The following is a 26,227-nucleotide window of genomic DNA, read 5'->3' on the forward strand; positions in this document are numbered from 1 at the left end:
CGGCCAGTCGCCCATGACGCATCCGAGCGACTCGCTCGAAACGCCAGACCTTGTGCAGGAAGCGCATGTCTTCGCGTACCGGAAGCGGTCGGTCACCAGGAACAGGAAATAAATGAAACCCCGGTCTTTTTCTGTGCCTCAAACCCAGTAAGGGCCTCATGCAGAGGCCGTCTTGATCAGGAGGTCGTCATGTCCGCACCTTTCGTCAAACTGTTCACACAGCCCGAATTCGCCTGGGCCGACATACGCGAGCAGGAACAGGCACATCCACGCCATTACCTGGCTCATTTGCTGTTGCTCGCGCTGATTCCCGCGGTGTGCCTGTTCATCGGCACCACCTGGACCGGATGGAGCCTGGCCGAAAACGAAACGGTTCGGCTCAGCAGCACCAGCGCGCTTCAATTGTGCGTGCTGCTGTACCTGACCATCGTCGTCGGCGTCACGTTGATGGGGCTGTTCATCCGCTGGATGTCCCGCACTTTCGAAGCGCGCCCGACGGTCAACCAATGCATCGGTTTCGCCGCCTATACCGCAACGCCGTATTTCCTGGCCGGAGTTTTCGGGCTTTACCCGAGCCGCTGGCTGGCCGTGGCGGTGCTGTTGCTGGCATCGGCCTACTCGACATTCCTGCTGTTCGTCGGGCTGCCCATGTTCATGGGCCTCAAGAAGGAACAGGGCCTGCTGTATTCGGCAAGTGTCTGGGGCGTGGGCCTGCTGGTATTGGTGACGATCCTGGTGGAAATGATCCTGCTCTGGTTCAACTACCTGCAGCCGGAATATTTGCGTGTCCCGGTGGGCTAAATGCGTTTTCGGGGCGCACATCACCGATGACAGCGGCTTGAGATGATCTGTGGGAGCGAGCTTGCTCGCGATGGCGCTGGTTCAGTGACATGGATATTGGGCTTGCTGGCCTCTTCGCGAGCAAGCTCGCTCCCACAAAGGAACTGCGGCGTATAGCCGCGACACCTTAAACTTTCTTCATACCGATACGCCTGCGCATCTCAGCCGTAATACTCTGTCGCGTCTTCTTCAGCCCAGCCCAAGGCTCATGCCCCACCTGCGCCAGACGTTCATGAACATTGTGCACATTCCACAGGTTCGCCCCCTTGAGCCCAGCCACCTCCTCACGAAATATCGGCACGGACACCGGCAACCCCTCCCGGGTCCTGGCGGCGTAGGCGCAGATGGTCGTGGAGCCCAGCCCATTGCGCAGGTAATCGATGAAGATCCGCCCTACCCGGTTCTTTGGCCCGGACACCGCCGAAAAACGGTCCGGCAGCAGCTTGGCCATGTGACTGACAATCGCATGACTGAAGCCCTTGACCTCGTCCCAACCCAGTTTGCGCGTCAATGGCACCACCACATGAATGCCCTTGCCGCCGCTGGTCTTGAGGAACGCCTTGAGGCCTAGTTCATCGAGCACCGACAAGGTGAGCTGCGTCGCCTCGACCATGCTTTTCCAGGGCAGCGCCGGGTCCGGGTCGAGGTCGAGGACGAAGCGGTCGGGTTTGTCCAGGTCGACAGACGTGGCATTCCAGGTGTGCAGTTCCACCGTGCTCATCTGCACCGCACCGATCAGCGCCTCGGCGTTGTTGATGATCATCACTGGTTGCCCGGTCAGTTCCTTGTCCAGGCTGGTGATACCGGGAATCGCCAGGCGCTCGGGGTTCTTCTGGAAAAACAGCTCACCGGCGATGCCGTCCGGCGCCCGGACCAAGGCGACCGGGCGATCTTCCAGTTCCGGCAGGATGAATTCGGCAACGCTGGCGTAGTACTCGGCCAACTGCAGCTTGGTGGTGCCACTGCTGGCGTCGATGACCCGCTCCGGGTGAGTGATGCGGACCTTGCCGTCCATGGCCGGGGCCTTGGCTTTTGTCCTGGTCTTTGCCTTGTGCGGTTTCGCGTCGGGTTCATCCGGGGTGCTGGTTTTTTTCGCCACAGTGGTTTTCTTCACGGGTTTGGCAAGCTCCTGAGTGATGTCCTTGGCCGGCTTGTCGTTGCGCAAGCCATGGAAGACCGCATGGCGCACCGAGCCTTCCTTGGTCATTTCGGCAAAGGCCACTTCGGCCAGCAGCGTCGGTTCCAGCCAATGCACGCCCTTGGCTTCGTAGCCGGTGGGCGGGTTCACCACGGCGGCTTTTTTCGTCTCCAGAGGCAGCAATTGCTGGTAGATGCTTTTGAGGGTGGTTTCGTTGAACCCGGTGCCGACCTTACCGGCGTAGCGCAACTGGCCGCTGTCGGCATCATGCAGCCCCAGCAGCAAGGCACCGAAAGCACTGCGGGCGCCTTTGGGATCGCTGAAGCCCACCACCACGAACTCCTGGCGATTCTTGCATTTGAGCTTGATCCAGTCGTTGCTGCGCCTGGACACATAGGTGCTGCCGACGCGCTTGCCGATCAGCCCTTCCATCTGCATCTGGCAGGCGCTGTTTAGCAGCGCTTCAGGGGTTTCTTCGAAGGCATCGGAGAAGCGCAACAAGGGGCTTTCGTTGGGCTCCAACACGGCGGCCAAGGCGGCCCGGCGCTCTTGCACCGGCACGTTGCGCAAATCCATGCCATTGAGATAAGGCACGTCGAACAGGTAATAGGCGATCTTGCCGCTGCTGCCGGCTTCGAAGGCGTTTTGCAAGGCCTGGAAGTCCGGCACCCCCTGCTCGTTGGCGACGACCATCTCGCCGTCGAGCCAGGCCGATTCCAACCCCAACGCGGCCAAGGCCTCGGCCTGTCTTGGCAATTTGTGGGTCCAGTCATGGCCGTTGCGGGTGAGCAGCCTGACGTCGCCGTTTTCGATCCGCGCCATGACCCGGTAACCGTCGAACTTGATCTCATAAAGCCATTCGCCGTCGGGCGCGCTTTCCACCAGGGTTGCCAGTTCCGGCTTGAGGGTTTCTGGCAGCGGCCCGGCGACCGCCCCGCTGAGGGTGCCTTTCGAGGCGCGTTTCGGCGATTTCGGCCGCGCGGCTTTTTCCGGTTGCTTCACCGCTTTGGCGACAGCCTTGCCTCGACGCTTGGGCACGAGGGTACGATCGCTGAGCACGCTGTCCGGCTCGGCCTGGACCACGTCGTATTCGCTTTCGGGGCGGGCGGCCTGGTCCTGATGCTTGATCAGGAACCACTGCTCCTGCTTGCCGGGCATATGGGTGCGTACCAGGTTCCACAGGCCGTTGAGCTTTTCGCCTTGCAACTCGAACTTGAGCCGACCTTTTTCGTAGGCTTCGTGGGCGTCTCCCTGGGGAATCCAGACGCCCCGGTCCCAGACGATCACGTCACCGGCGCCGTAGTGACCTTCAGGGATGTTGCCCTCGAATGTGGCGTAATCCAGCGGATGATCTTCGACATGCACGGCCAGGCGTTTGGCCTTGGGGTCCAGGGACGGCCCCTTGGGCACCGCCCAGCTCTTGAGCGCGCCGTCCAACTCCAGTCGGAAGTCGTAGTGCAGCCGCGAGGCATCGTGCTTTTGAATGCAGAACTGCAAGGCGTGGGCGGTTTTTGCCGACCTGCGCGAACGTTTCGCCGCCGGTTCCGGGGTGGCGGCGAAATCTCGCATGCGGTTGTAGTCAGCCAGGGTCTTGCTGCTCATGGACCACCTGCGACCTGTTGCAAGGCTGGGTCGGCAACCGGCCTCCCGGCGGTTTCCGCGAGCAACTGATCGACCACCCGGCTCAAGGCCTGTTCGACCGAATCGCCCAGCAGCAGGCCTTGTTCGTAGAGCACGATTTGCCGATCGGCGCTGGTGCCTTCCTGGACAATCGCGCGGGCCTGCTTGAACACGTCCTGGACGCCCAGTTCGGCCGCGGTTTCACCGAAAGTCTGCTCCGCCAGGGTCAGCCATTCCCCGATCAGCATCGGCTGTTCCTGCCCCTCGACGATAAACTCCGCGAGAATCCCGTGGCGCTTGGCCCGCCAGCGGTTTTCCTTGAGGATCCACTGGGACATCTGGCTGTAGCGGGCACCGGGCCGGCGCTGCGTCACGGCGTGGGCCACCATCAGGCGAAACAGCGAGACCAGACAAAGGACATCGTCCGCCCGCGGGCAGGCATCGCAAATGCGCAGCTCCAACGTGGGATAACGTGAGGAAGGTCGTATCACCCACCAGCAATCGCTGGCCTGGCGAATGGACCCGGTGCGCATGAGCATGTCGACGTAGCCGCCGAACGCCGACTCATCTTCGAAATACTCCGGCACCCCCATGCGCGGCCATTCATCGCAGGCCACTTGTCGATAGCTGCTGAAGCCACTGTAGCCACCGTTCCAGAATGGCGATGACGCGCTCAGGGCTAGGAACATCGGCAACCACGGCAGGACCTCATTCATGATCCGCACCCGATCCTGCGTTGCCGGGACTTCCACGTGGACATGCAGGCCCGACAGCACGCTGCGCCGCGCCACCCGCTGATAATCATCGAACAGTTGCTGGAAATGCAGCTCGTCGGTGGGTTGCAGCACCTGGGTGGCCATCGGGTGTGAACCGGCACTGAGCAGGCCCAGGCCATAGGGCGCCAAGCGCTGGTTCAGGCCCGTACGCACCTGGTTCAGGTAGTCGGCAGCCTCGGGCAGGCTGCGAAAGATGGGCGAGGCCATTTCCACCTGGCATTGGAACATTTCATGGGCGAAATGCTTGCCCAGCTCAGCCTGGCACGCGGCGACAGCCTCCGCAGGGGGGGCACCCGGCATGCAACGGGTGCTCAGGTCAGTGATGAAATACTCCTCTTCAACGCCGAATTTCATGCGTCTGTTCATCGATAATCCCTCCGATAGCCCCGCCCAGACCTGCGCCAATGCGGGTTACAACCAACGCCACCACGGCGATCCTTTCCACGTCCTGATAACCCGGCGTGAGCAGTTCTTCACCGAACACGTCCGGGTCCAATTCCTTGTAGGTCCAGCCGAAATCCGCCGAGTCACGCCATTGCCCCAGCGCTTCGAGGAACGGATCGCGCCCATCCACCATGGCCACGCCGGTGTAGAGCACCAGCGAGCCGCCAGGTGTGAGCCGGGGCAAGGCCTGCTCGACGATGCGCAGCGACAGCCCGGCGCCCAGTGTGCCGCCGCCATGGCGGTAGGCGCGCTCGGAGGGGTCAGCCATGTACGGCGGGTTGGCGACGATCAGGTCGAACTGGCCTGGCACGTCCTGCAACACGTCGCTGCGGGCGACCTCGACGTTGGCCACCTCCGCCAGCGCGGCGTTCACGGCGCTCAGGCGCAGGGCTTGGGGGTTGATGTCCACGGCCAGCACTTGCGCTTCACGACGGGCGCGGGCAATCACGATGGCCCCGACACCCGCGCCGCAACCAATGTCCACGGCGCGCTGCACGGCCGTGAAGTTCTGTTGCAGGTGAGTATGGATCAGTTGGGCGAAACGATAGCTGTCAGGGCCGAAGAACACCGCATCGCTGGCTTGCGTGGGAAACTGCGAATGGGCAAACAGCAAGCCATCCAGGCTCGACCAGCGCACCCGGCTACGCAACAAGCCGTCGTGTGCTTCCAGCACCTGGGCGTCTTGCAGTTGCCGCTGTTCGTCGGTGCTGATCAGCCCCGGCGCAAACGGCCGCGACCAGCCGAACACGTCCCGCAAGGTCTTGGCGCGTTCATTACCGGGACGCTGGTTGACGCGTTCATGGGTCAACGGGGTCGGGGTGATGAAACGATAGCCGTCGGCTTGCAGGCGTCGGCCCAGTTGCAGCAATGCAAGATCCGGCTCGGACAGGCGTTCTTCTTCATTCATGCAGGGCTCCCTAGCGAAGTGCGGACTTGAGTTCGATGAACCGGCGAGTCGCCAGCAGCCCCGCCGGATGGCTGTGGCAGCGGGCACAGAGCCAGGGCATCAGGACTTGCATCTGCTCGTCCGGCGTGCGGCCTTGCAGCGCCTGTTGCAGGTTTTGCACATCGGGATCGTCCATCGGCGTCGCGGGGGCGCAGGCCGCAACCGGAGCACGCCGGGCGCCGGACTTCACGCCCTCGTCCAGCCAGTCACCGGCGATCCAGTCATGCAGCAGCTGTTTTTCGTAGGGGCTGAAGACCCCGAACATGGCCGCGCCTGCGCCGTCGATCAGCGTCCAGAAGCGACTGTGTTGCGGGTCTTCATGGCGCTTGATCCAGCCTTTGTTCTGCATGGCCGTCAGGAACCCCTCCAACTGGCCCGGCGCCGAGAGCCACTGGTTGACGGTCTTGCCTTCGAATTTGCAGTAATCGGAATGCATGTGCTGACCGAATGGGCGTTTGCGTTCGAGCATGTCCAGCACTTCGCGCTCCAGGTCGAACGAGCCGATGATGGCCCGGCTACCCTGCCCCAGGTCGTTGAGGCGATAGCCCAGCGTGACTCGCTGCCAGAAGGCCTCGCGGTCCGCTTCCATCGGCATCAGTTGCAGCAGCGCTTGCACGGCCTTGTGGGCATGGCCGGTGCTGGCGTTGTCGATGGTGACGTGGAGGGTGAAATAGTACGGATCGATGTCCAGTTCACTCAGCTCATAGGCGCTGATCAACAGATGCAGGGGCAATTGCTCGTAGCCCAGGTTGTAGCCGATGACCTCCGGCAGGTACTCGTCGCCGGCATAGCCCAGGGCCAGTTGCACGGCGCCTTGCAGATACAGATCGTCGTCGATGTCCGGGGCGTCCGACAGGTCGTGTTCGGCGAGCAACTTGCGATAGAGCACCACATGATTTTGTCCGGGATGACCGTCCCCCAGTTCTTCCAGGTAGGTGCACAGCAACCCTTCGAAACGGTGGTCGTGCCAGTGCTTGACCACGCCATACAGCCAGGCACCGTCCACCCGTTTGGTCGGGGCCACGGCCTGGATGAAGTACAGGGCATGGGCCTTGCCGCTGAAAAACTCCCGCGGGCCGCCGTTCTTGCGCCGCTCCAGGTAGTCAGCGTATTGCCGGGCCACGCCGGCGCTGTGTTGTTCGACCCAGGCCTGCAGCGCCATGGGATCAGAGGGCATCTGCTGGGGGAGCGCCTCGGCTTTGGCGATGCATTGCTGGAGGAACGTTTGGGCGACGGCTTGCTTGTCGGCATCGTCGGGGCCCTGGAACAGCCGTTCATAGCATTGGCGCACCTGTCCATTATGGATGACAGGGTGCACGGTGGCCGGCTGGGATTGGAGGGGTGTCAGCGCAGTCATAAGGGCCTCTCGGGTTCTTGGCGGACGCTGAATCAGAACGTCTCTTCTGTTGCAGAGCGCGGGGAACGGCGAAAAATTCCGTTGGATTAAATGGCAGGCGGATAAACGGAGGCCTGCTGCTTTGGTGGGAACCCTCGCTTCGCTCCGGGCCTCGAATACTGAGAGCCACCAGTCGCTATCCAAGGAGCAACGATGACGTTCACAGTATGGGTAGCGGTGCTCGGCGCGGTGTTGCTGACCCTGGCCCTGACCTCCTCTTATCTGCGCTGGATGCCGGTCACCACCTCGGCGATGTGCCTGGTGCTGGGTGTCGCCATCGGGCCGCTGGGGCTGGACGTGCTGAAGCTGGACATCAGCGACTCGTCGGTCTGGATGGAACACCTCACGGAAATCGCGGTGGTGTTTTCGCTGTTCGTCAGCGGCCTCAAGTTGCGCCTGCCTCTCAAGGACCGTACCTGGCGCGTGGCCTATGGGCTGGCCGGGCCGGTGATGATCCTGTGCATCGCCGGCCTGTGCCTGGCGTTGCACTATCTGTTGGGCCTGGGTTGGGGCGTGTCGATGCTGATCGGCGCGATGCTGGCGCCCACCGACCCGGTACTGGCGGCACTGGTGCAGGTCAACGATGCCCGGGATGACGACCGGGTGCGATTCGGCCTGTCGGGCGAAGCGGGACTGAACGACGGCACGGCGTTTCCCTTTGTGATCCTCGGCTTGTTGATGCTGCGGGAGGACGGCAGCGGTTTTCTCGGTGAATGGCTGCTGCACAACGTCCTGTGGGCGGTGCCGGCCGGGTTGCTGGTCGGCTACTGGATGGGCCGCGGCATCGGCAAGCTGACCCTGTCGATGCGCATCAGGAATGCCGACAGCACCTTGTCGCCCAATGATTACCTGGCCCTGGCACTGATTGCCCTGGCCTACGTCGTGGCTGAGTGGATCCAGGGCTATGGCTTTCTCTCGGTGTTCGCCGCCGGCTTGGGGCTGCGTCAGGCCGAGGTCCAATCCACTGATGAAGGGGCGCTACCGGCAGAACACCTGGTGCAGCCGGTGGTGGGCCACGAAACCGTCGAGCCCCGACAGGCCGTCGTGGGCGATACCGAGACGTTGGGCGATGGTCAATTGGCCGCTGGGGTGATGATGAGCGACATGCTGGCGTTTGGCAGCTTGGTGGAGCGGTCGATGGAAGTCTTCCTGGTGACCCTGCTGGGGGTCGTGCTAGCCAACCATTGGGACTGGCGAGCCGTGGCGATCGGTGCCCTGCTGTTTTTCGTGATTCGCCCGCTGAGTGTGCTGGTGGTGCCCTGGCGGCGATTGCTCGACGGACCGCAACGGCTGCTGATCGGCTGGTTTGGCATTCGCGGGATCGGCAGCCTGTTTTATCTGTTCTTCGCCTTGAACCATGACCTGCCGCCAGCGGTGGCGCAACTGTGCATCGACCTCACCCTGTCGGTGGTGGCCTTGAGCATTCTGGTGCATGGCATCACGACCCAGCCGACGTTGGCATGGTATGAGCGCCGTAAGCAGTCGAGTTGAGGCGAGTGTGCCTCAACCGCCTGGGTTGCTCAGCTGGATATAGACCGAGTACGCCCCCAGCAATACCCAGAAGGTGGCGAAGATCCAAGGGGTACGCACCGAGAACAGCAACGACTTGCGGTAGCCCTTGTGGGTCGATTCCCGCTCGCTGAACAGCGGCGATTCGTCGTAGGCCAGGCCCATCAAGGGTTCGGCGCGCAACAGTTCGCTCTGCTTGAAATGCCAGTGATCGATGATCTCGTAGGCCGCCTTGATGCCCGGCCAGGCATTGAGCGAGCTGAGGAATCCCAGCAAGGCCAGGAATGGCGGCACGATCAGCGTGAACAACTTGCCCCACTCCGGGTTCAGGTTGGCCATGCACGAGGCAAAGGCGATCACCAGGAAGGATTGGGCCGCCAGGTAAGCATCGGTTCGATTGGCCAGGATGCTGGTTTCGTATTGGATCTCCCGACGATAGAAGTCCAGTCGCTCCTTGGGCGAGCCGAACAGTTTGGCGTTGTGTTCCGTCAGTTCTTCTTCCGGGGTAGGCCCGGTGAGTATTCTGGGCATTGCGCAGGCGGTGCCTCGATGATGATTCGGACTCGTTAGAAGAACCCGGCGCGTGGCAAGTTCAAGCCAATGGACCACAGGTGCAGCGAAGTCCGAGGAAACGCTGTCCGACCGCCAAGGTCTTTTATGTGTAAAGGGCAAGAGGACCGCTGCGTGGATTATCTGGGATGGGTGCAATGGCCGGCGATGCTCGTCACGGTGCTGGCCGCCTGGTTGATCGGCTCACGCCAACCCCGCCGCAGGGTGGCGGGATTCAGTTGTTTTATCGCGAGCAATATTCTGTGGGTGGTCTGGGGGCTGCATACCCATGCGTATGCATTGATCGTGTTGCAGTTTTGCTTGTGTGCGATGAATTTGCGTGGGTTCAAGAAGAACACTGAATAAACGCCATAAGCGCCTGCTCTTGTGGCGAGGGAGCTTGCTCCCGCTCGAGTGCGAAGCGCTCGCGACATAGGGGCCGCTGCGCGACCCAGCGGGAGCAAGTTCCCTCGCCACAGGAGGCTGACTATTTCATCGTCTGCCCAATGACCTGCATCAGGTCAATCTGCTTGAACGGCTTGATCAACCGAGGCAGTTGCGTGGCGAAACCTTCCAGGCGTTCGGCATAGCCGGTGGCCAGGATGATGGGCAAGGTCGGTTGGCGGTCGCGCAACAATTTCGCCAACTGCGCGCCGTCCATCTGCGGCATGGCCATGTCGGTGATCACCAGGTCGATGTCCGGGTTGCGCTCGTACAGCTCCAGCGCCTGAGCCCCCGATGGGGCGCAAAGGACTCGATGCCCCAGGTCTTCGATCAACAAGCGAGTGCTGGTCAATACCAGGCTGTCATCGTCGACCACCAGCACTTTCAACTCGTGGACCGGCGGCGCCGCCTCTTCGATCGCCGCTTTGCCAGGGGCCGCATCGCCGGCCACCGGCAACCACAATTCGGCGGTGGTCCCCAGGCCTTTCTGGCTTTTGAGTATCAGGCGGCCACCCAACTGTTCCGCCAGGCCATGCACCATGGACAGCCCCAACCCCGTGCCCTTGCCGACACCCTTGGTGGTGAAGAATGGGTCCACGGCCGAGGCCAGCGTGGCGTCGTCCATGCCCTCGCCTTCATCGGTCATCGCCAGGCAGATGTAGCGTCCGGGGGGCATCGGCTGGTCCGGTCCGGCATCAGCCCCTTGCCGTTCCTCGGCGGCAATGACGATCTGGCCGCCATGGGGCATGGCGTCCCGGGCGTTGGTCGCCAGGTTTAGGATCGCCAGTTCCAGTTGATTGACATCGGCCAGCACGGGCGACAGCGCGTCGGCGAAACGGGTCTGGATGTGTATCGACGGGCCCAGGGAGCTTTGCAGCAGGCCGCTGATGCCCTGTACCAGGGCCGATAGCTCGACCGATTCGTAGGTCAGTTTCTGCCGCCGGGCAAACGCCAGCATGCGTTGGGTCAGCGAAACCCCGCGCAGCGCGCCCTGGGTCGCGTTGTCCAGCAACTGAGTGAGTTTCGGCTCGCTGGGCATGCGCTTGCGCACGATTTCCAGGTTGCCAAGGATGACCGTCAACAGGTTATTGAAATCATGGGCAATACCACCGCTGAGCTGACCGATGGCTTGCAGTTTCTGGGATTGAAACAACGCCTCACGGGCCTGTTCAAGGGCCTGCTGGGCTTGGGTGGCATCGGTGATGTCGCGGGTGATCTTGGCAAACCCCAGCAGCGCGCCGGTATCGCTGCGAATCGCATCGATGACCACGTGGGCCATGAACCGCGTGCCATCCTTGCGCATGCGCCAGCCCTTTTTCTCGAAACGCCCTTCGCTGGCGGCGATGCTCAACGCGCGCTGCGGCTCGCCGGCATCGCGATCCTCGGGGGTGTAGAACATCGAGAAATGCCGGCCGATGGCTTCCACCGGAAGATACCCCTTGATCCGCTGCGCCCCCAGGTTCCAGTTGGTGACCTGACCTTGCGGGTCGAGCATGTAGATGGCGTAGTCGGTGACGCTTTGCACCAGCAGGCGAAACTGCTGCTCGCTTTGCTTGAGGGTTTCCTCGGCCATCTTGCGGTCGGTCAGGTCGCGGGTGATCTTGGCGAAGCCGAGCAAGGTACCACTCTGGCTGTCGATGATCGGGTCGATCACCACATGGGACCAGAACAGCGTGCCGTCCTTGCGCACCCGCCAGCCCTCGCCTTCGAAACGCCCCTCATGCAGGGCCGTATCCAGCGCCCGTTGCGGCAGGCCGGCGGCGCGGTCCTGGTCGGTGTAGAAACGGGAGAAATGCTGGCCGAGGATCTCGGACTCCTCGTAACCCTTGAAACGCCTGGCGCCAGAGTTCCAACTGGTGATGATGCCCGAAGGGTCGGTCATGTAGATGGCGTAGTCGACCACCGCGTCGATGAGCAGGCGAAAGCGCTGTTCTTCGTTCATGAGCGGGATCTTGGGGGCGTTCTCGAGCATCTGGCCGGGGCATCCGTGTGGATTTTTTACGGATTATGGAACAAGTCGGGTGCCAGGAAAAATCTTCAAGCCTTCCACCCTGTGGGAGCGAGCTTGCTCGCGATAGTGGTGGGTCAGTTTGCATCAATGCTGGCTGACAGTCTGCCATCGCGAGCAAGCTCGCTCCCACAAGGGGATTTGTGGGCCTCTTGGGTAACTGACCACCAGCGCGGCAATAGCTGCTGCACCCTGGCCTCGCCAAACCGATCATCGATCAGCATCACCACCCCGCTATCCTGTTGGGTACGGATCACGCGGCCTGCCGCCTGTACGACCTTCTGCAATCCGGGATACAGGTAAGTGTAGTCATAGCCATCGCCGAAGATCGCCGCCATGCGTTGCTTCATCTGCTCATTGACCGGGTTGAACTGCGCCAGCCCCAAGGTAGCGATGAACGCACCGATCAGGCGTGAACCCGGCAAGTCGATGCCCTCGCCGAACGCGCCGCCCAGCACCGCAAAGCCAATGCCTTGGCTGTGTTCCATGAATCGTTCGAGAAACGCCTGCCGGGGGGCTTCGCCCATGCCCCGCGATTGCGTCCAGAGGGCGATCTGCGGGTGCCGCTCGGCAAACAGCCCGGCCACTTGCTGCAAGTAATCGAAACTGCTGAAAAAGGCCAGGTAGTTGCCCGGGCGCTCGCTGAACTGGCGGGCCATCAACGTGACAATCGGTTCCAGGGACGCCTGGCGATGGGCAAAGCGCGTGGAGATGCGGCTGACCACCTGTACGTCCAGCTGCTCGGCCTTGAACGGCGATTCGACATCGATCCACACCGTATCGCCCGGCGTTCCCAGCAAGTCTGCGTAGTAATGTCGAGGGCTCAGGGTCGCCGAAAACAGCACGGTGCTGCGGGCCGCCGTCAGCCTGGGCCGCAGGAACGCGGCCGGCACCACGTTGCGCAGGCACAGCGTCGACAGGCTGCGCTGGCGGCCGAGTTCGCGCTTGTGGATGTCGAACAGAAAGTGCTCGTCGAAGGCTTCCGCCACCCGGCCGAACTGCAAGGCGTCGAAGTAGAACGCCTGTAAGCCACTGTCCAGGCCCTGGGGGTGATCGTTGAGGTAATCGCCGATGGCGGTGGTACAGGTGGCCAAGGCCTGGAGCAACTTTTCCGGCAGTTTTTCATAGGCCTGATAGGCCGCCATCTGGGACGTATGCAAGGCGTTCCACTGGCGATTGAACCGCTCCAGGGATTTCTTCAGCGGTTCGGGGGCGGTTTTGCGCACGCTGCTCAACGTGGCCTGGTCAAGGGTCGCGCTGTACATCTGCCGCCCGCGTTCCACCAGGTTATGGGCCTCGTCCACCAGGGTCGCGACTGTCCAGCCATTGGCCTGGGCCAGGCCAAAGAGCAAGGCGCTGAAGTCGAAGTAATAGTTGTAGTCGGCCACCACCACGTCGGCCCAACGGGCCATTTCCTGGCTGAGGTAATACGGGCACACCTCATGGGCCAATGCAATGTCGCGCAATGCCGCCTGATCCAGCCAGCAGACTTGGCTTGCCGCCGCCCGGGCGCCCGGCAGGCGGTCATAGAAACCTCGGGCCAGCGGACAGGACTCGCCATGGCAGGCGTTGTCCGGGTGTTCGCAGGCCTTGTCCCGGGCGATCATTTCCAGCACCCGCAGCGGCATCGACGGCGCGCTGCGGGTAATCACGCGTGCCGCATCCAGGGCCAGCTTGCGCCCCGGGGTTTTCGCCGTGAGGAAGTACACTTTGTCCAGTTGCTGGGGCGCCAACGCCTTGAGCATCGGGAACAAGGTGCCGACGGTCTTGCCGATGCCGGTGGGCGCCTGGGCCATCAGGCAGCGGCCGGTACTGATTGCCTTGAACACCGACTCGGCCAAGTGCCGTTGCCCGGGCCTGAAACCCGCATGGGGGAAGACCAGGGCCTGCGCGCCGAGGTTACGCGCCTGCCGATGGGCCATTTCCTGCTCGGCCCAGGCCAGGAACAGCGCGCATTGTGCTTCGAAGAAGGTTTGCAACTGGGCCGCCTCGAAGCGTTGGGTGAGGCAGGTTTCCTTTTCGCTGACGATGTCGAAATACACTAGCGCCACGTCGATGTGCGGCAACTGCAGCTTTTGGCACATCAGCCAGCCATAGATTTTCGCCTGGGCCCAATGCAACTGGCGATGGTTGGTCGGCTGCTTGCTCAGGTCGCCCCGATAGGTCTTCACCTCTTCAAGGCACTGGCGGACCGGGTCGTAGCCGTCGGCCCGGCCTTTGACCGTCAATGTTTGCCAGTGACCTTCGAGGGCCACTTCAGCCTGATAACCCTCGGTGCGCCGCGAGGCGACGGTGCGATGGCCGGCGATGCCTTCCAGGGCTGTCGGCGAGGGGGTGAAGCGCAGGTCAAGGTCGCCCACCTTGGCGGTGAATTCACACAGCGCCCGCACGGCGATGCTGTAGCCGGGTGTCGGGCTCATGTGCGCCCATCGCGAGCAAGCTCGCTCCCATAGATGATCTGGGGTGGCTCGTCTTCTGCGGGAGCGAGCTCGCTCGCGATGGCAGACGCTGCCCATTGCACATAGCAAACGGCGACGGGCATCTGGTGCTCGTGACAGAACTCCAGCCAACGCAATTGGTTGTCTTGCAGGCGGTCACCGGGGCCTTTGACTTCGATCATGCGGTAAGTCTTGTGTTGCGGCCAGAACTGGATCAGGTCCGGCATGCCGGCGCGGTTGGCCTTGATGTCCAGCAGCAGGCGCTGGAACCAGTGCTTGAGGTGCTCGGCCGGCAAGCAATCGAGGGCCTGTTCCAGCAAGGGCTCGGACAAGGCGCCCCAGAACACGAAAGGCGATTGCACGCCCCACTTTTCAACGTAACGACGACCGATGGTCTGCCGATAGCGGCCATCGTCCAACTCTGCCAGGCAGGCCGCGAACAACTCGGCGCGACGGGCATGGAAATCTTCATTGAGCAGGTCGACCGGCCCACGCTGGAACGGGTGGAAAAACGCGCCCGGCAACGGCGCGAAGATCGCTGGCCAGCACAGCAGGCCGAACAGTGAATTGATCAGGCTGTTCTCGACGTAATGCACCGGCGCGGTTTCATCGTGCAGGTGGGCCTGGACGTGGTATTCCACCGACAGGCCCGGATCGACGCGCGGCAGATGCAGTTCCAGGCGCTCCACTTCCCGAGCCATGACCCGTGGCACTGGCGGGCCGCCCAGCTTGCGCCGCAGACGAGGCACGATCCGAAGCAAGGCCTGGGTTTCGGCAGCGCTCTGTGGTGTCTGCGCCGCCGCCTCGCCCAGTTCAAGGGCCAGGGCATACTCGCCGATTCGCTCCAATACCCGGACCATCCGCAGCCGCGCGCCCGGGTAGGTGCAATCGCGATAGATGCACAAAGCCAAGGCGAAATCGCCGATACGCTCGCCATGCTGGCCGATCTGGAACAACAACTTGCCCCGGCGTCGCTCCAGCCACGGATTTTCCAAGGACAGTTCGTTGACCTGGGCGACGATATCTTCCAGGGGCTCGCCGGCTTCGAAGCGCTGCTGGCAGTCGTGCAGGAACAGGCAGGCATCGACGTCTTCGCGACTGCGCAAGCCCCGTGACTCGGCGCTGAACTCAACGGTTTCGTAGGTGAAGATGCCCAGGTCCGCCAGGACGAATTCCGACCAATCCTGGTAGAGGTTGCCAAAGAACATCAAGCGCAGCCTGTCGCACAGGTCCATGATCGTCAGGCTGTACAGGCGCTCGTCAAGCTGCGGACACCAGGTACGAAAAGGCTGGAGCGGGCTGGGGTGATTATCCAGGGCCTGGAGCCATTCGGTCTTTTTCGCCTTGGGGTGTTCGATCAGGTGACCCAGGCATAGAAGGATTTCCGCCTTGAGCAGCACGTCGAACAGTTCAACGAGCCCGATGGGGGCCTGTTCCTCGACCCATCCCAAGGCCAATAGCGGCGCGACGGCGGCGCCAATGTCGCCGATTTCCGGGTAACTCAGCTTGCTATGACGAAACCGCAGCCCCTTGCGCATCACCATCCGCACCAACAAGCCTTGGGAAGCACGGGGCAGCGCGGCGAAATCGTCGATGAAGCGCTGCTCTTCGTGGCTGAGCACGTCCGCATAACGCTGGCTCAACCACGCGAGCACTTGCTGGAAGTTGTTCAGGTAGTAATACGGATCGTCGAGAGAACGGGTTGCCACGGGAAGAAACGCCAAGGGTGTCGGAGGTACTGGTTATGCATACAGATAACAGCTGTAAACCGCTCAGGCAACCGCAAAAGATGAACGGTCTCCTATATTTAACGTGAAATCCTTCAGCTAGCGATGAACTTTCCTACGGCAAGCGAGACCAATGGCGGTTAGCTAATGTGATGGCGCGGTCGAATCAGTTGCTCCGTGTCCTTTTGATTGAGAGGTTATGGTTATGAACATCAGGTTTCTGGGCGTACCCCTGGTCGCCGTGGCATTTATGGCTCTGGCTGGCTGCGCGTCGCCCACGGTAGTGACCTTGCAAAACGGTACCCAGTATTTGACCAAGGACACCCCTAACACCCGTACCGCCGACGGCTTCTACGAATTCGAGGATATTTCCGGCAGGAAAGTCCGGGTCCGCGCCGATGATGTGGCGACCATTCGCAAGGAAGACTGATTCCCAGTGACTCGCCTGGCAGGCGGCCATCGCGAGCAAGCTCGCTCCCACAAAGTCCGGTGGTGAACACAAATCCTGCGTACACCTGTGAACCACTGTGGGAGCGAGCTTGCTCGCGATAGCGATCTCAGGCGAACACGATCCCTTCGCCGCCAACCTGACCGATAGCAACCCCCACCAGGGTCACGGAACTGTCACCGACCTTGAGCAGCGTGTCACTGCCCACCTGTGACAGGTGCTCCCTGTAGTCATGAGCTGCCCCGGCGCCGGGTACACCGAGGAACACCAGCTTGTCCCCCGCCTCATAACCGCTGATCCTATCCTGGCCGAACGCACCATTGAACAGGAAGGTGTCGTTACCACCGCCCGATTGCATCAGGTCGTTGCCCGCACCACCGACGAAGGTGTCGTTACCCGCGCCGCCCACCAGCACGTCGTTGCCGTCCTGGCCGAACAGCCAGTCACCCTTCGCGCTCGCCACCAGGGTGTCGTTGGCCGCACTGCCCTTGACCGAAGACGCATACGCCGTCAGGTTGCCGCCCGCCACCAGGCCATTGACGGTGACGCCGTGGCTCACCTCATCCTTGAGCAGCCCCCAGAACAACCCGGACTCCTTGCTGACCAGCGTGCCGATGTCGCGGGTGATGCTGATCCCGCCATGGGCATCGCGCAGGTACAGCGTCCCAACTCCGTCATGGGCGAAACTGAAATCCTTCACCGACTGCTGCAGTTGCAGGCTGTTGCTGCCCTGCCCGCCCAGTATCACGTTGTAACCACCGCCATCGCGAAAGGTGTCGTCGCCGGCGCGGCCTTCCAGATAGTCGTTGCCCTGGCCGCCCTGGATCAGGTCGTTGCTGTCGCTGCCGATGATGAATGTGCTGCCGGTATGGGTTTGAGCGTTGCGGTTGAGGTCCTGCACCCAGGTATTGGCCCGGGCGGGGTCTGAGAGGTTGGCGACGATAATGGTGGAGTCTTTTTCGGTAAGGTCGTAGAACGCCGAGTTCATGATTCGGCCCATGCCATCGCTGTAACCGCTGGGCAGGTGGGAAATCCAGGTGGGGATGTTGAGGATGGAAAACGGCAAGACGTTCCATGCCGCCGAAGCGTAGTGGTCGTTGAAGCTGACGATGTTGTTGGTGGCCGACTCCTGTTGCCCATCGTGCACGCCCACCGACGCGAGGTTGAACGTCGAGCCGTCCAGGGCGCGGAACACCGGATCGTTCTCGTAACCGATGTTCAAGACCTTATCGGTACTGCTCTGGGTCGGCGAAGCGTAGGCGATGTAATTGGCATCGGCGTAGAACCCCGACCATTGGCTGGTGCTCAAGTCCGCCAGGCTGTTGACCGCCAGACCGCCCAGGCTGTGGCCGCTGACCAGCACGTCCGCCCCCGTCAGGCCATGGGCCTGGGCAAACTTGGCGACGTCCCCCAGCAGGTTGCCAAAGGCTTCGCCGGCGTAGTTTTTTGCATAGTCCTTGGGCCCCAGGGCGGCCATCAGGTCGTTGATCACGTCGCCAATGGAATCGCCAATCAGGTTTTCCCGAGGGCCGCTGGTGCCGCGAAACGACACACCGATTTCCTGCAGGTGACCCGCGCTGTCGTACTTGCCGAGGATCTCGACCTGCGCGGTGGTGTAGCCGGTTTTCTCACCAAAAAACGTCCCGCGGCCATCCACCTTGCCGGCGTAGCCCAGTTGCGTGGCGCTGATGGGCGTCCAGCCAGCCTTCTGCACCGCTTCCAGGGCCAGTTTTTCCGAATCCGGGTTCCACGGCACGCCGGGAATCACCCCTTGGGAATCGGTGCCCCCCAGCAGCGCGGTGACCAGGGTCGCCGGCAGGCCGGCACCGAAGCCGTTGTGCTGGTACCCGGCGGCAAAGCCGTGGTCGAGGTTGTGGTAGGCGTACAGCATGATCGCCATTGCGTCGCTGACCAGTGCCTTGGATTCGGTGGTGCCGAGGTTCTTGTAGTCGTAGATACCCATGGTTGTTGCTCTCTTTTTGTTGTTGGAATGCCAGAACTGGGAGGTACAGTTTTTGTGGCGAGGGCGCTTGCTCCCGCTCGGGTGCGTAGCAGCCGTCCTGGGGAGCGCTTCGCACTCCAGCGCGAGCAAGCTCCCTCGCCACAGGGGTATGTCCAGCCCTTCTTCTTGGTCAGAACTGCCAATCCAGGGTCAGGCCCACGCCGTGGGTTTTATCCCGGGAGCCGATCAGGCCGTTGTAGTCGAGGTTGACCCGCACATCCTTGGCGACCGCGAGCCCGGCACGGGCGCCGACCACGGCGGCGTTACGGTCCATGGACACGCTCTGCACCGCGAAGGTGTTGCTGCTGCCGGCGAAGGCCAGGTCCTGTTCGGACGTGGTATGGCTCAGGTTGTGCTGCCAGCCGAGGGAGCCGGACAGCTGCAGTTGCTGTTGATCCGACAGCGCCAGGGTGTGGCTGGCCCGCAGCCCCAGGGTCGAGAGCACGGCATCGCGACGGTCGTCGCCACCGTGCAGGGCCGCGTTGTCGCCTTTCTCATGGAAGCTGTCGCTGTCCAGGTGCACATAGGCCAGGTTGGCGAACGGTTCCAGGGCCACCGCTTGCCCGTCCAGGCGATACGCCGCTTCGGTGAAGAGCTGGGTGGTCCGGGCATCGCGCTTGGTTTTCTCCCGGCCACTGACGTCGCCCCATTGCAGGTCACGCTTGACGTCGATGCGATGCCAGCTGTGGGCGCCGCCGGCGGTCAGGCGCAGCGCGTCGATCTCATGCCCCACATAGACACCCAGGTGATAGCTGTCGGCCTTGGCCGAGGAATGGGTGCCATCGCCCATGCTCAACGAACTGTCGCTGTAGCCGGTGACGAAGCCCAGGCGTGTCTGGTCGCCGATCAGGCCATCGACACCGGCCAGCAACCCACCGATGGAGCTGGTGGTACTGGCTTGATCGTGTCCACCCTCGTTCTTGCCCCAAGCGCCCAGCACTTTGAACCAGGCATTGCTACCAGTGTCGGTCGGCGTCCCGGCGTCATAGAGCGCGCCCTGGCGCAGGCGATCACCCACCGCGTCGCGCAATTGACGGCTGTCATTGATCAGCAGCGTGCCGATGGCCGGATGGATTTCACCGGACAACTGCTGGAACGCCTGCTGTGCCACGGCGGCGCTGGGTGCCAGCAGCAAGGCCTCGTACAACCCGTTGCCAGCGCCCAATTGCTCGGCGGCAGTGGCCACGGAGCGCTGGTTGGGCGTCAAGCCGAGGCTGGCAAATGACGCGTCGTTACGCTCGACCGCCAGTTGAATGCCGCTGGCGCTGTACGCCAGGTCGCCCCCCAGAAACGCGTAGTTGGGCAAGACTTCAGCGAAACGCCCATCAATGCCACCAGCGGCCTGCAAGATATTGAACTGCCTGCCCAGCAAGCTCTTCACTTCGCCAGCCGTCAGCAGCGTCGGGCTGTTTTCCAAGGACAGCGACACCGTCGCCCCGTCAATGGACGCCTTGCCGCCCGCCACGATCAGGTCGCTGGAGGTGGGTGAGACTTCCACCGCGTAATTCGAACCGGGTTGGAACGTCACGTCGCCGGCCACTTGCAAGGTGCCGATGGAGTTGCCCGGCGCCACGCTGCCGCCGCGGCTGGCGGTCAGGCTGGCGATGCGCCCGTTGCCGCCGAGGATACCGCCGTCGTTGACGGTAACCGCCGACGCCAGCGAGCCATTGATCGCCAGTCGACCTTGATTGACCAGGGTCGGCCCGCTGTAGGTGTTTTCGCCGGTGAGCACCAGGGTGCCGATGCCTTCCTTGGTCAGCCCGCCGTGACCGGCGATGTCGTTGCGCCAAACGTCCAGGCCACATTGGATGCCGCTGCACACCCGTTCCGTGGGTTTGCCGGCATCGATGATCGCGCCGATGCCCGGCAAGTCCGCCACGAACTGACCGGAGCCATAGGCACCATCGATGCGAAACTCCGCGGGGATGTCCTGTTCGGTCACCAGCATCGACGGACCGTCGATGGCCTTGCCGAGGTTGATCATGCCCCAGCCGTACAACGAATCGACGCCCGGCGCGCCCATGTCGGTGGCGGTGGTACGCAGCACGCTCGCGACCTGGGCGCCGGTCATATAGGGGAAACGCTCCATCAACACCGCCACGCTGCCGGCGACATGGGGCGCGGCCATGGACGTGCCGCTCTTGTTGGCGTAGCCCACGGTCAGGTCGTCGGCACGGGTACCGCCGATCACCGCGCTGTAGACCCGGGTGCCCGGTGCCGACACGCAGAAACTGGCGGTGTAGCCGCAGCGCGACGAGAAGGTACTGATGGTGTACGGATCGGCGCTGGCGCTGTCCGGGTTGACCTGCAGCGCCGCCACGGTGAGCCAGTTCGGCGCGATGTCCGGGACGAAGTACGCCAGGCCCGCGATGGCATCGGGATTATTGAGGTTGTAGTCGTTGCCTGCGGCGAAGATCGTCACGATCCCGCTGCGGGCCGCGGCGATGGCCCCCTCGTAGGCGCCGCCGGGCTTGGTGCCCAACAGCGGTTTGATCTGATCGAATTGCAGTTGCGCATCCTGCACGGTGAAGTGCGGGAACGCCGGATCGCGACCGCCCTGGTCGAAGCGGTCGGTGATACCAATGCCCCAGCTGTTGTTGATGATCCGTGCGCCGCTGGCGATCAGCGCGTCCCAACCGGCCTTGTACACCGCGCCATCGTTGCCGCGGATGATACCGTCTTCGGGCCCCGGGTCGCCGTTGTCAGCGCTGATGATCTGTGCATCGAACGCCACGCCGTGCATCGGGCTGCCGTCGCGGCTGCCGGCGGCGATCCCGCCGACATGGGTGCCATGGGACCCCAGCTTACCGTCCGAGCCGACGGTGGGTGAACCGTCGTAGCGGAATGGATCACCGGCCTTTACCGGGATGTAGGGATCGGTGTATTCACGAATGCCGCTGGTAACCAAGGTCACGACTTTGCCGGTGCCGGAGAACTCCGGGTGGGCCGCGTAGACCGGCTGGTCGAAGATCCCCAGCTTGACGCCCTTGCCGGTGTAGCCGGCGGCGTAGGCCTGCTGCGCGTTGATCGCTCCCAACCCCCATTCGGCGTTGAATTCGCCGCTGCGCCAGCTGTCCGGGTCACCCGCCCTGCCGCTCTCGACATAAGGCGCCGCCTGGGCCGTGCCCAAGGTCGCCAGTGCGCAGAGCATGGCGCGGTTGAGGGCCTTGAGCAGAAACAGGCGACCTGCCGGCCTGGGGTGTTTTTTGTTATCGATTTTCATCACGAACCATCCTTAGTTGTTGCAAAAATCCTGTGTTTGCTTGGCTTCTGTGGCGAGGGAGCTTGCTCCCGCTGGGCTGCGCAGCGGCCCCAAAAAAGCCTGCGAGCGCTCCGCACTCGAGCGGGAGCAAGCCCCCTCGCCATAGCTCATTGAATGGGCGCCCGGGACACAAACGCCTCATCCACCTTCGCCAGGTCCTGCGGGCCGAGGGTGCCGGCGTAGTAATGCAACTTGGTCCAGGCCATGAGGTAGTCGTAGCGGGCCTGGGCCAGGTCGCGGCGAGTGGTGTAGAGCTGTTGCTCGGCATTGAGCGCGTCGAGGTTGACCCGCTCGCCGCCGAGGATGCTTTGCCGGGTCGATACCACCAGCGCTTCGGCGGAACTGAGGGCTTTCTGGTAGGCGCGCAGTTTGTTCATCCCCGACACGCAGGCGCTGAACTGACGGCGCAGTTCGATCAGCGTCTCGCGGGTCTTGGCCTCCAGCTCGTATTCGGCCTGTTCCATGTTGCGGCTGGCCTGGCGGGTCGACGCCGAGACACCGCCGCCGGCATACAGCGGCACACTGACTTCCAGGCCGATGGTGTTGGTGTCGTAGCGCTGGTTGTAGGTGTTACCACTTTCCGATTCGTTCTGGCGCATTGTTGCGTAGGCACTGACCTTGGGCAGGTGTCCGGCGCGGTTGCGTTCGACCTCGAAGCGCGCCACATCCACCGCCTGGCGCTGGGACGCCAGGCTGGGGTTATTGCTCACCGCCAGTTCGTGCCAGGTGTCGAAACTGGCCGGCTGCAAGGCAAAGGTCTGGAAGGTGTCGTGCAAAGGCGCCAGGTCGCCGATATCCAGGGCCGGGACGCCTATCAGCGAGCCGAGCTCACGCAAGGCGGCGTCCTGCTCGTCCCGCGCCTCGATTTCTTCGGCGATTGCCAGCTCATAGCGCGCCTGCGCCTCGAGGATGTCGGTGCGCGTGCCCTCGCCCTGACGAAACAGTTGTTCGTTCTGCTGGAATTGCTGCTCGAACGCCTTTTTCTTGGCCTGGGCAATGTCGATCTGATCCTGGGCGAACAACGCCTGGGTGTACTGACTCAGCACCCGCACCAGGAGCGCCTGGCTCTTGTCCCGAAAACTTTCGTCGGCGAACAATGCCTGGGCCACGCCCTTTCGGTAGGCCGCGTACGCTTCGTAGTCCAGCAAGGGTTGTTGCAGCGTCAGGCTGGAGCCGTAGCTGCTGTAGTTGCGATCGTCATGCTGGCTGGCGCCACGGTCATTGAGGTAGGTGACCTTGGATTGGTTGCGGCCCTTGTTGTAGCTGTAGCCCAAGTGCGGCAACAGCCCGGCACGGCCAATGGCGCGGTTCTCCAGGCCCGCATCGCGTTCCTTGATCGCGCCCAGGTAGATAGGATCATTGCGCAGGGCCTGCTCGTAGAACTCGAAGGGCCCCATGGCCCAGGCGTTGCCGCACACGGAAACGGCCAGCACGGCCATCCAATAGAAACGCTTCATACCGCCAGACATCCTTATTCTTCGGTCAACGCAGAGCCGGCTCGGTCGAGCAGCGGTTTGAACAGGTAGTTGAGCAACGAGCGCTCGCCGGTCCGTACGAACATTTCGGCCGGCATGCCGGGCTTGATCACCAGACCGTTGAGCTTGTCCATCGCCACATCGCTGACGCTGCTGCGCAGCACGTAATACGGCGCGCCGGTCTTCTCATCGAGCATCTGGTCGGCGGAAATCAGGCTGACCTCCCCCGGCACCCGCGGCGTACGGTTCTGGTTGAAGGCGGTAAACAGGATGTCCACCGGCAAATGCGGGCCGACCTTGTCGATCAGGTGCACCGGCAGGTGCCCTTCCACCTCCAGCCGCGTGCCCTGGGGGACGATTTCCAGCAAGGTGTCGCCCTGGCGTACCACTGCGCCTTCGGTGTGCACGCCCAGGTTCACGGCGATGCCATCGGCGGTGGCGAGGATTTCGCTGTGTTGCAACTCGAACCCTGCGGATTTCAGTTGCTGTTGCAGGGTTTCGCTCTTGAGCTGGGCGTCGGCCAACTGACTGCGCACTTCTTTCTGGTATTCCTCGTTGTGCTGCTGCAACTTCAGGCGCGACTCGACGATCCCCTGCTCCACCCGCCCGCTTTCGCCGCTGTTCTGCGCCAGTTCCTGCTGCACCTGCGACAACTGGCGCTGATAGTCCAACAGGCGGTTGCGCGGGATGTAGCCGTTGTCCGCCAAGGGCTGCAGGTTGCCCAGTTGCAGACGCAGGGATTCGGCCTGGGCGGTCAAGTCGCCGCGGGCCCGACGCATGCCGGCCAATTGCGCCGTGGCACCCTCGATGCTGGCGCGCAACGCTGCCTGCTCCCGGGCGAAGGCTTCGCGGCGACTGCTGAACAACTGCCGCTGACCTTCGAGCACCAGGGCCAGGCGTGGATCGGGATCGCGACTCAGCTCCGCCGGGAAACTCACCTGCAACAGGTTGTCCCGCTCGCTTTGCCAGCGCGCCAGGCTGGCCCAGGTCATCCGGTACTGGGCCTGCAGCGATTGCACATCGGCGGCCGCCTGGGTCTGGTCCAGACGAAACAGCGGCTGGCCCTGCTTCACCGCCTCGCCTTCGCGCACCAGGATCCGGCTGACCACGCCGCTGCTCATCGATTGCACCGCCTTGCGCTTGCCTGAAACCACCACGGTGCCTTGCACGGGGATACCTTGGTCCAACGGCGCCAGGCTGGCCCAGGTGAAAAAACTGCCGGCCCCCACCAGCGCCAGCACCCAGCCCATACGGGTGAAGAAACGGGCGTCGCGCTCCGGACGTTCAACGTCTTGAGCCTGTTCGAGGTTCATCTGGCATTCCTTGCTCATGCGCCACCCGGTTTGCTGGCAGCTTGGTATTGGCGACTCATGCTCAGCCCGTTGGGGGTTGCCTGGGGACGGTCCCGTTGTGGTGTCTCCGATTGGCCGGACAGTGCCCGCAGTACTTCCTGACTAGGCCCGAAAGCCTGGAGCCGGCCTTCGTTGAGCACCAGCAGTTTGTCGGCCTGGGCCAGCGCCGAGGAGCGATGGGTGACCAACACGACGCTGGTGCCCTGGGCCTTCATCTGCGCAATGGCACCGGCGAGCGCGGCCTCGCCAACCGTGTCGAGATTGGAGTTGGGCTCGTCGAGCACCACCAGGCTCGGTCGGTCGTACATCGCCCGGGCCAGCGCAACCCGTTGCTTTTGCCCGCCGGACAATCCACCGCCGTCCTCCCCCAGTACGGTGTCATAGCCCTGGGGCAGGCGCAGAATCAGCTCATGAACCCCGGCCTGTTGCGCGGCGGCGACGACTTTTTGCGGATCGGCATCGCGAAACCGGGCAATGTTCTCGGCGATGCTGCCGCTGAACAGTTCGATGTCCTGAGGCAGATAGCCGATGTGGGGGCCGAGTTGGTCGCGATTCCAGCGATGAATGTCAGCCCCGTCGAGGCGCACCGTCCCGGCGAGGGTCGGCCACACGCCCACCAAGACCCGGGCCAGGGTGGACTTGCCGGAACCGGACGCCCCCAGCACGCCCAGCACGTCCCCGGCAGCCAGGCTGAAGCTGACCTGCTGCAATGTCGCGTTGCGTTGCCCCGGTGGGCCGGCACTCACCTGTTCAAAGCTCACTTGGCCTTTGGGCGCGGGCAGTGTCATGCCGTCGTCCTGGGGCGCAAACGCCTGCAACAGCACATCGAGACGGCGGTAAGCCAGCTTGGCGCCGCTCCACTGCTTCCACACGGCAATCAATTGGTCGATGGGGCTCAACACCCGTCCCATCAGGATCGACCCGGCAATCATCATCCCGGCGGTCATGTCGCCCTTGATCACCAACAATGCACCCAAGCCCAGCACCAGTGATTGCAGGCACAGACGCAGGGTCTTGCTCAGGGAACTGATCACCGCGCCAGTATCGCTGGCCTGGTTTTGCAGGCCGAGAAAGCGTGAGTGCACGGCAAACCAGCGGCCGCGTAGCGCCGCGAGCATGCCCATGGCCTGGATCGTTTCGGCGTTGTGCAAATGGCTGGTGGCCAATTGGCTGGACTGTTGCGAGTAGACGCTGGCCTGCCCCAAGGCTTTTTTGGTCATGGCCTCGTTCAGGCATGCCAAGCCGATCAACAACAGCGTGCCGACGGACGCGAACACGCCGAGCCACACGTTGAACAGGTAGATCACCAGCAGATAGACGGGAAACCATGGCGCGTCGAAGAACGCGAACAGCGCCGGGCCGGTGAGGAATTGGCGAATATGCGTGAGGTCGCCCAGGGATTGCCCGGCGTTGCCTTCACCCTGGCGCAGATTGCGCTCGAACGCGGCCCGGTACACCTGAAGGTTGAAGCGTCTTTCCAACTGGCTGCCGATGCGGATGACCACGAAGCTGCGTACCATTTCCAGCAGCCCGATGAACACAAAGAAACCCACTACCATCAGCGACAACATCACCAGGGTGGTTTCGTTCTGTGATGACAGCCCGCGGTCATACACTTGCAGCATATAAATCGAAGGCGCGAGCATCAGGACGTTAATCAGCGCGGTAAAACAACCGACACTGATCAGAATACTTTTATAATCGCCCAGCGCTTTAAACAGCGGCGCCGAGGCAGCGCTCCTTGCCTTGTTCATGAACCTTCCTTGTTGTTGGCTTCGCCAGCGAACTGGCTATTAGTTCAACTGACCAATCTTTGAATCTTTATTCGGTCCGCACCGACACGCACGCCTGTT

At 62.7% G+C, this 26,227-nt stretch carries 17 protein-coding genes; 4 read left to right on the plus strand and 13 right to left on the minus strand.

Annotated elements, in window-relative coordinates:
- The first annotated feature begins 189 nt into the window (after positions 1-189).
- Positions 190-801: a Yip1 family protein gene (locus AO356_RS26970; RefSeq protein ID WP_060742396.1), complete on the plus strand. Its 612-nt coding sequence runs from the start codon at positions 190-192 to the stop codon at positions 799-801.
- 166 nt (positions 802-967) lie between these two features.
- On the opposite strand, the gene ligD is transcribed toward AO356_RS26970, so the two are convergent.
- The 4 genes from ligD to AO356_RS26990 are packed head-to-tail and all read right to left on the minus strand — an operon-like array spanning position 968 to position 7,121.
- Positions 968-3,580, minus strand: a complete 2,613-nt coding sequence (ligD, locus tag AO356_RS26975) for a DNA ligase D (RefSeq protein WP_060742397.1) — start codon at positions 3,578-3,580, stop codon at positions 968-970.
- Positions 3,577-4,740, minus strand: coding sequence for a carboxylate-amine ligase (locus tag AO356_RS26980; protein WP_060742398.1), 1,164 nt, complete (start codon positions 4,738-4,740; stop codon positions 3,577-3,579). Before AO356_RS26980 ends, ligD begins: the two co-directional genes overlap by 4 nt.
- Positions 4,712-5,725, minus strand: coding sequence for a methyltransferase (locus AO356_RS26985; protein WP_060742399.1), 1,014 nt, complete (start codon positions 5,723-5,725; stop codon positions 4,712-4,714). Before AO356_RS26985 ends, AO356_RS26980 begins: the two co-directional genes overlap by 29 nt.
- 10 nt (positions 5,726-5,735) lie before the next feature.
- Positions 5,736-7,121 (minus strand): iron-containing redox enzyme family protein, encoded by a 1,386-nt coding sequence (locus AO356_RS26990; protein ID WP_060742400.1) that lies wholly within the window; start codon positions 7,119-7,121, stop codon positions 5,736-5,738.
- Positions 7,122-7,313: 192 nt separating this feature from the next.
- Between AO356_RS26990 and AO356_RS26995 the strand changes: the two genes are divergently transcribed.
- A complete protein-coding gene (locus AO356_RS26995; RefSeq protein ID WP_060742401.1) occupies positions 7,314-8,651 on the plus strand; it encodes a cation:proton antiporter in 1,338 nt (445 codons plus the stop codon).
- Between the two features lie 12 nt (positions 8,652-8,663).
- Here AO356_RS26995 and AO356_RS27000 read toward each other — a convergent pair whose 3' ends face one another.
- A complete protein-coding gene (locus tag AO356_RS27000) occupies positions 8,664-9,200 on the minus strand; it encodes a hypothetical protein (protein ID WP_060742402.1) in 537 nt (178 codons plus the stop codon).
- A gap of 153 nt (positions 9,201-9,353) precedes the next feature.
- Here AO356_RS27000 and AO356_RS27005 point away from each other — a divergent pair, with 153 nt between their 5' ends.
- Positions 9,354-9,584: a hypothetical protein gene (locus tag AO356_RS27005; RefSeq protein ID WP_060742403.1), complete on the plus strand. Its 231-nt coding sequence runs from the start codon at positions 9,354-9,356 to the stop codon at positions 9,582-9,584.
- A gap of 121 nt (positions 9,585-9,705) precedes the next feature.
- Here the strand turns inward: AO356_RS27005 and AO356_RS27010 are convergent, their stop codons facing one another.
- From AO356_RS27010 to AO356_RS27020, 3 genes are all read right to left on the minus strand, one after another.
- Entirely contained in the window at positions 9,706-11,634 is a 1,929-nt protein-coding gene (locus tag AO356_RS27010) for a hybrid sensor histidine kinase/response regulator (protein WP_060742404.1), read from the minus strand.
- A gap of 113 nt (positions 11,635-11,747) precedes the next feature.
- On the minus strand, positions 11,748-14,090 hold the full coding sequence (locus tag AO356_RS27015) for an ATP-dependent DNA helicase (protein ID WP_060742405.1): 2,343 nt from the start codon (positions 14,088-14,090) through the stop codon (positions 11,748-11,750).
- The gene (locus tag AO356_RS27020; RefSeq protein WP_060742406.1) at positions 14,087-15,817 is read right to left on the minus strand and encodes a VRR-NUC domain-containing protein; all 1,731 of its coding nucleotides are present in this window, start codon (positions 15,815-15,817) and stop codon (positions 14,087-14,089) included. The genes AO356_RS27015 and AO356_RS27020 overlap by 4 nt, the downstream gene beginning before the upstream one ends.
- 223 nt (positions 15,818-16,040) lie before the next feature.
- Between AO356_RS27020 and AO356_RS27025 the strand changes: the two genes are divergently transcribed.
- Positions 16,041-16,265, plus strand: coding sequence for a YgdI/YgdR family lipoprotein (locus AO356_RS27025; protein ID WP_060743223.1), 225 nt, complete (start codon positions 16,041-16,043; stop codon positions 16,263-16,265).
- A gap of 127 nt (positions 16,266-16,392) precedes the next feature.
- Here AO356_RS27025 and AO356_RS27030 read toward each other — a convergent pair whose 3' ends face one another.
- From AO356_RS27030 to AO356_RS27050, 5 genes are all read right to left on the minus strand, one after another.
- Positions 16,393-18,246 carry a polyurethanase gene (locus AO356_RS27030; protein ID WP_060742407.1) on the minus strand — a complete coding sequence of 618 codons (1,854 nt, stop codon included), beginning with the start codon at positions 18,244-18,246 and terminating at the stop codon, positions 16,393-16,395.
- A gap of 169 nt (positions 18,247-18,415) precedes the next feature.
- Positions 18,416-21,436 (minus strand): autotransporter domain-containing protein, encoded by a 3,021-nt coding sequence (locus AO356_RS27035; protein ID WP_420480623.1) that lies wholly within the window; start codon positions 21,434-21,436, stop codon positions 18,416-18,418.
- A gap of 218 nt (positions 21,437-21,654) precedes the next feature.
- Entirely contained in the window at positions 21,655-23,004 is a 1,350-nt protein-coding gene (locus AO356_RS27040; protein WP_060742409.1) for a TolC family outer membrane protein, read from the minus strand.
- 14 nt (positions 23,005-23,018) lie between these two features.
- The gene (locus AO356_RS27045) at positions 23,019-24,353 is read right to left on the minus strand and encodes an HlyD family type I secretion periplasmic adaptor subunit (protein ID WP_060742410.1); all 1,335 of its coding nucleotides are present in this window, start codon (positions 24,351-24,353) and stop codon (positions 23,019-23,021) included.
- Positions 24,350-26,128, minus strand: coding sequence for a type I secretion system permease/ATPase (locus AO356_RS27050; RefSeq protein WP_060742411.1), 1,779 nt, complete (start codon positions 26,126-26,128; stop codon positions 24,350-24,352). Before AO356_RS27050 ends, AO356_RS27045 begins: the two co-directional genes overlap by 4 nt.
- Positions 26,129-26,227: the final 99 nt, after the last annotated feature.

This window comes from Pseudomonas fluorescens (genome assembly GCF_001307275.1).
GTDB lineage: Bacteria > Pseudomonadota > Gammaproteobacteria > Pseudomonadales > Pseudomonadaceae > Aquipseudomonas > Aquipseudomonas fluorescens_AA.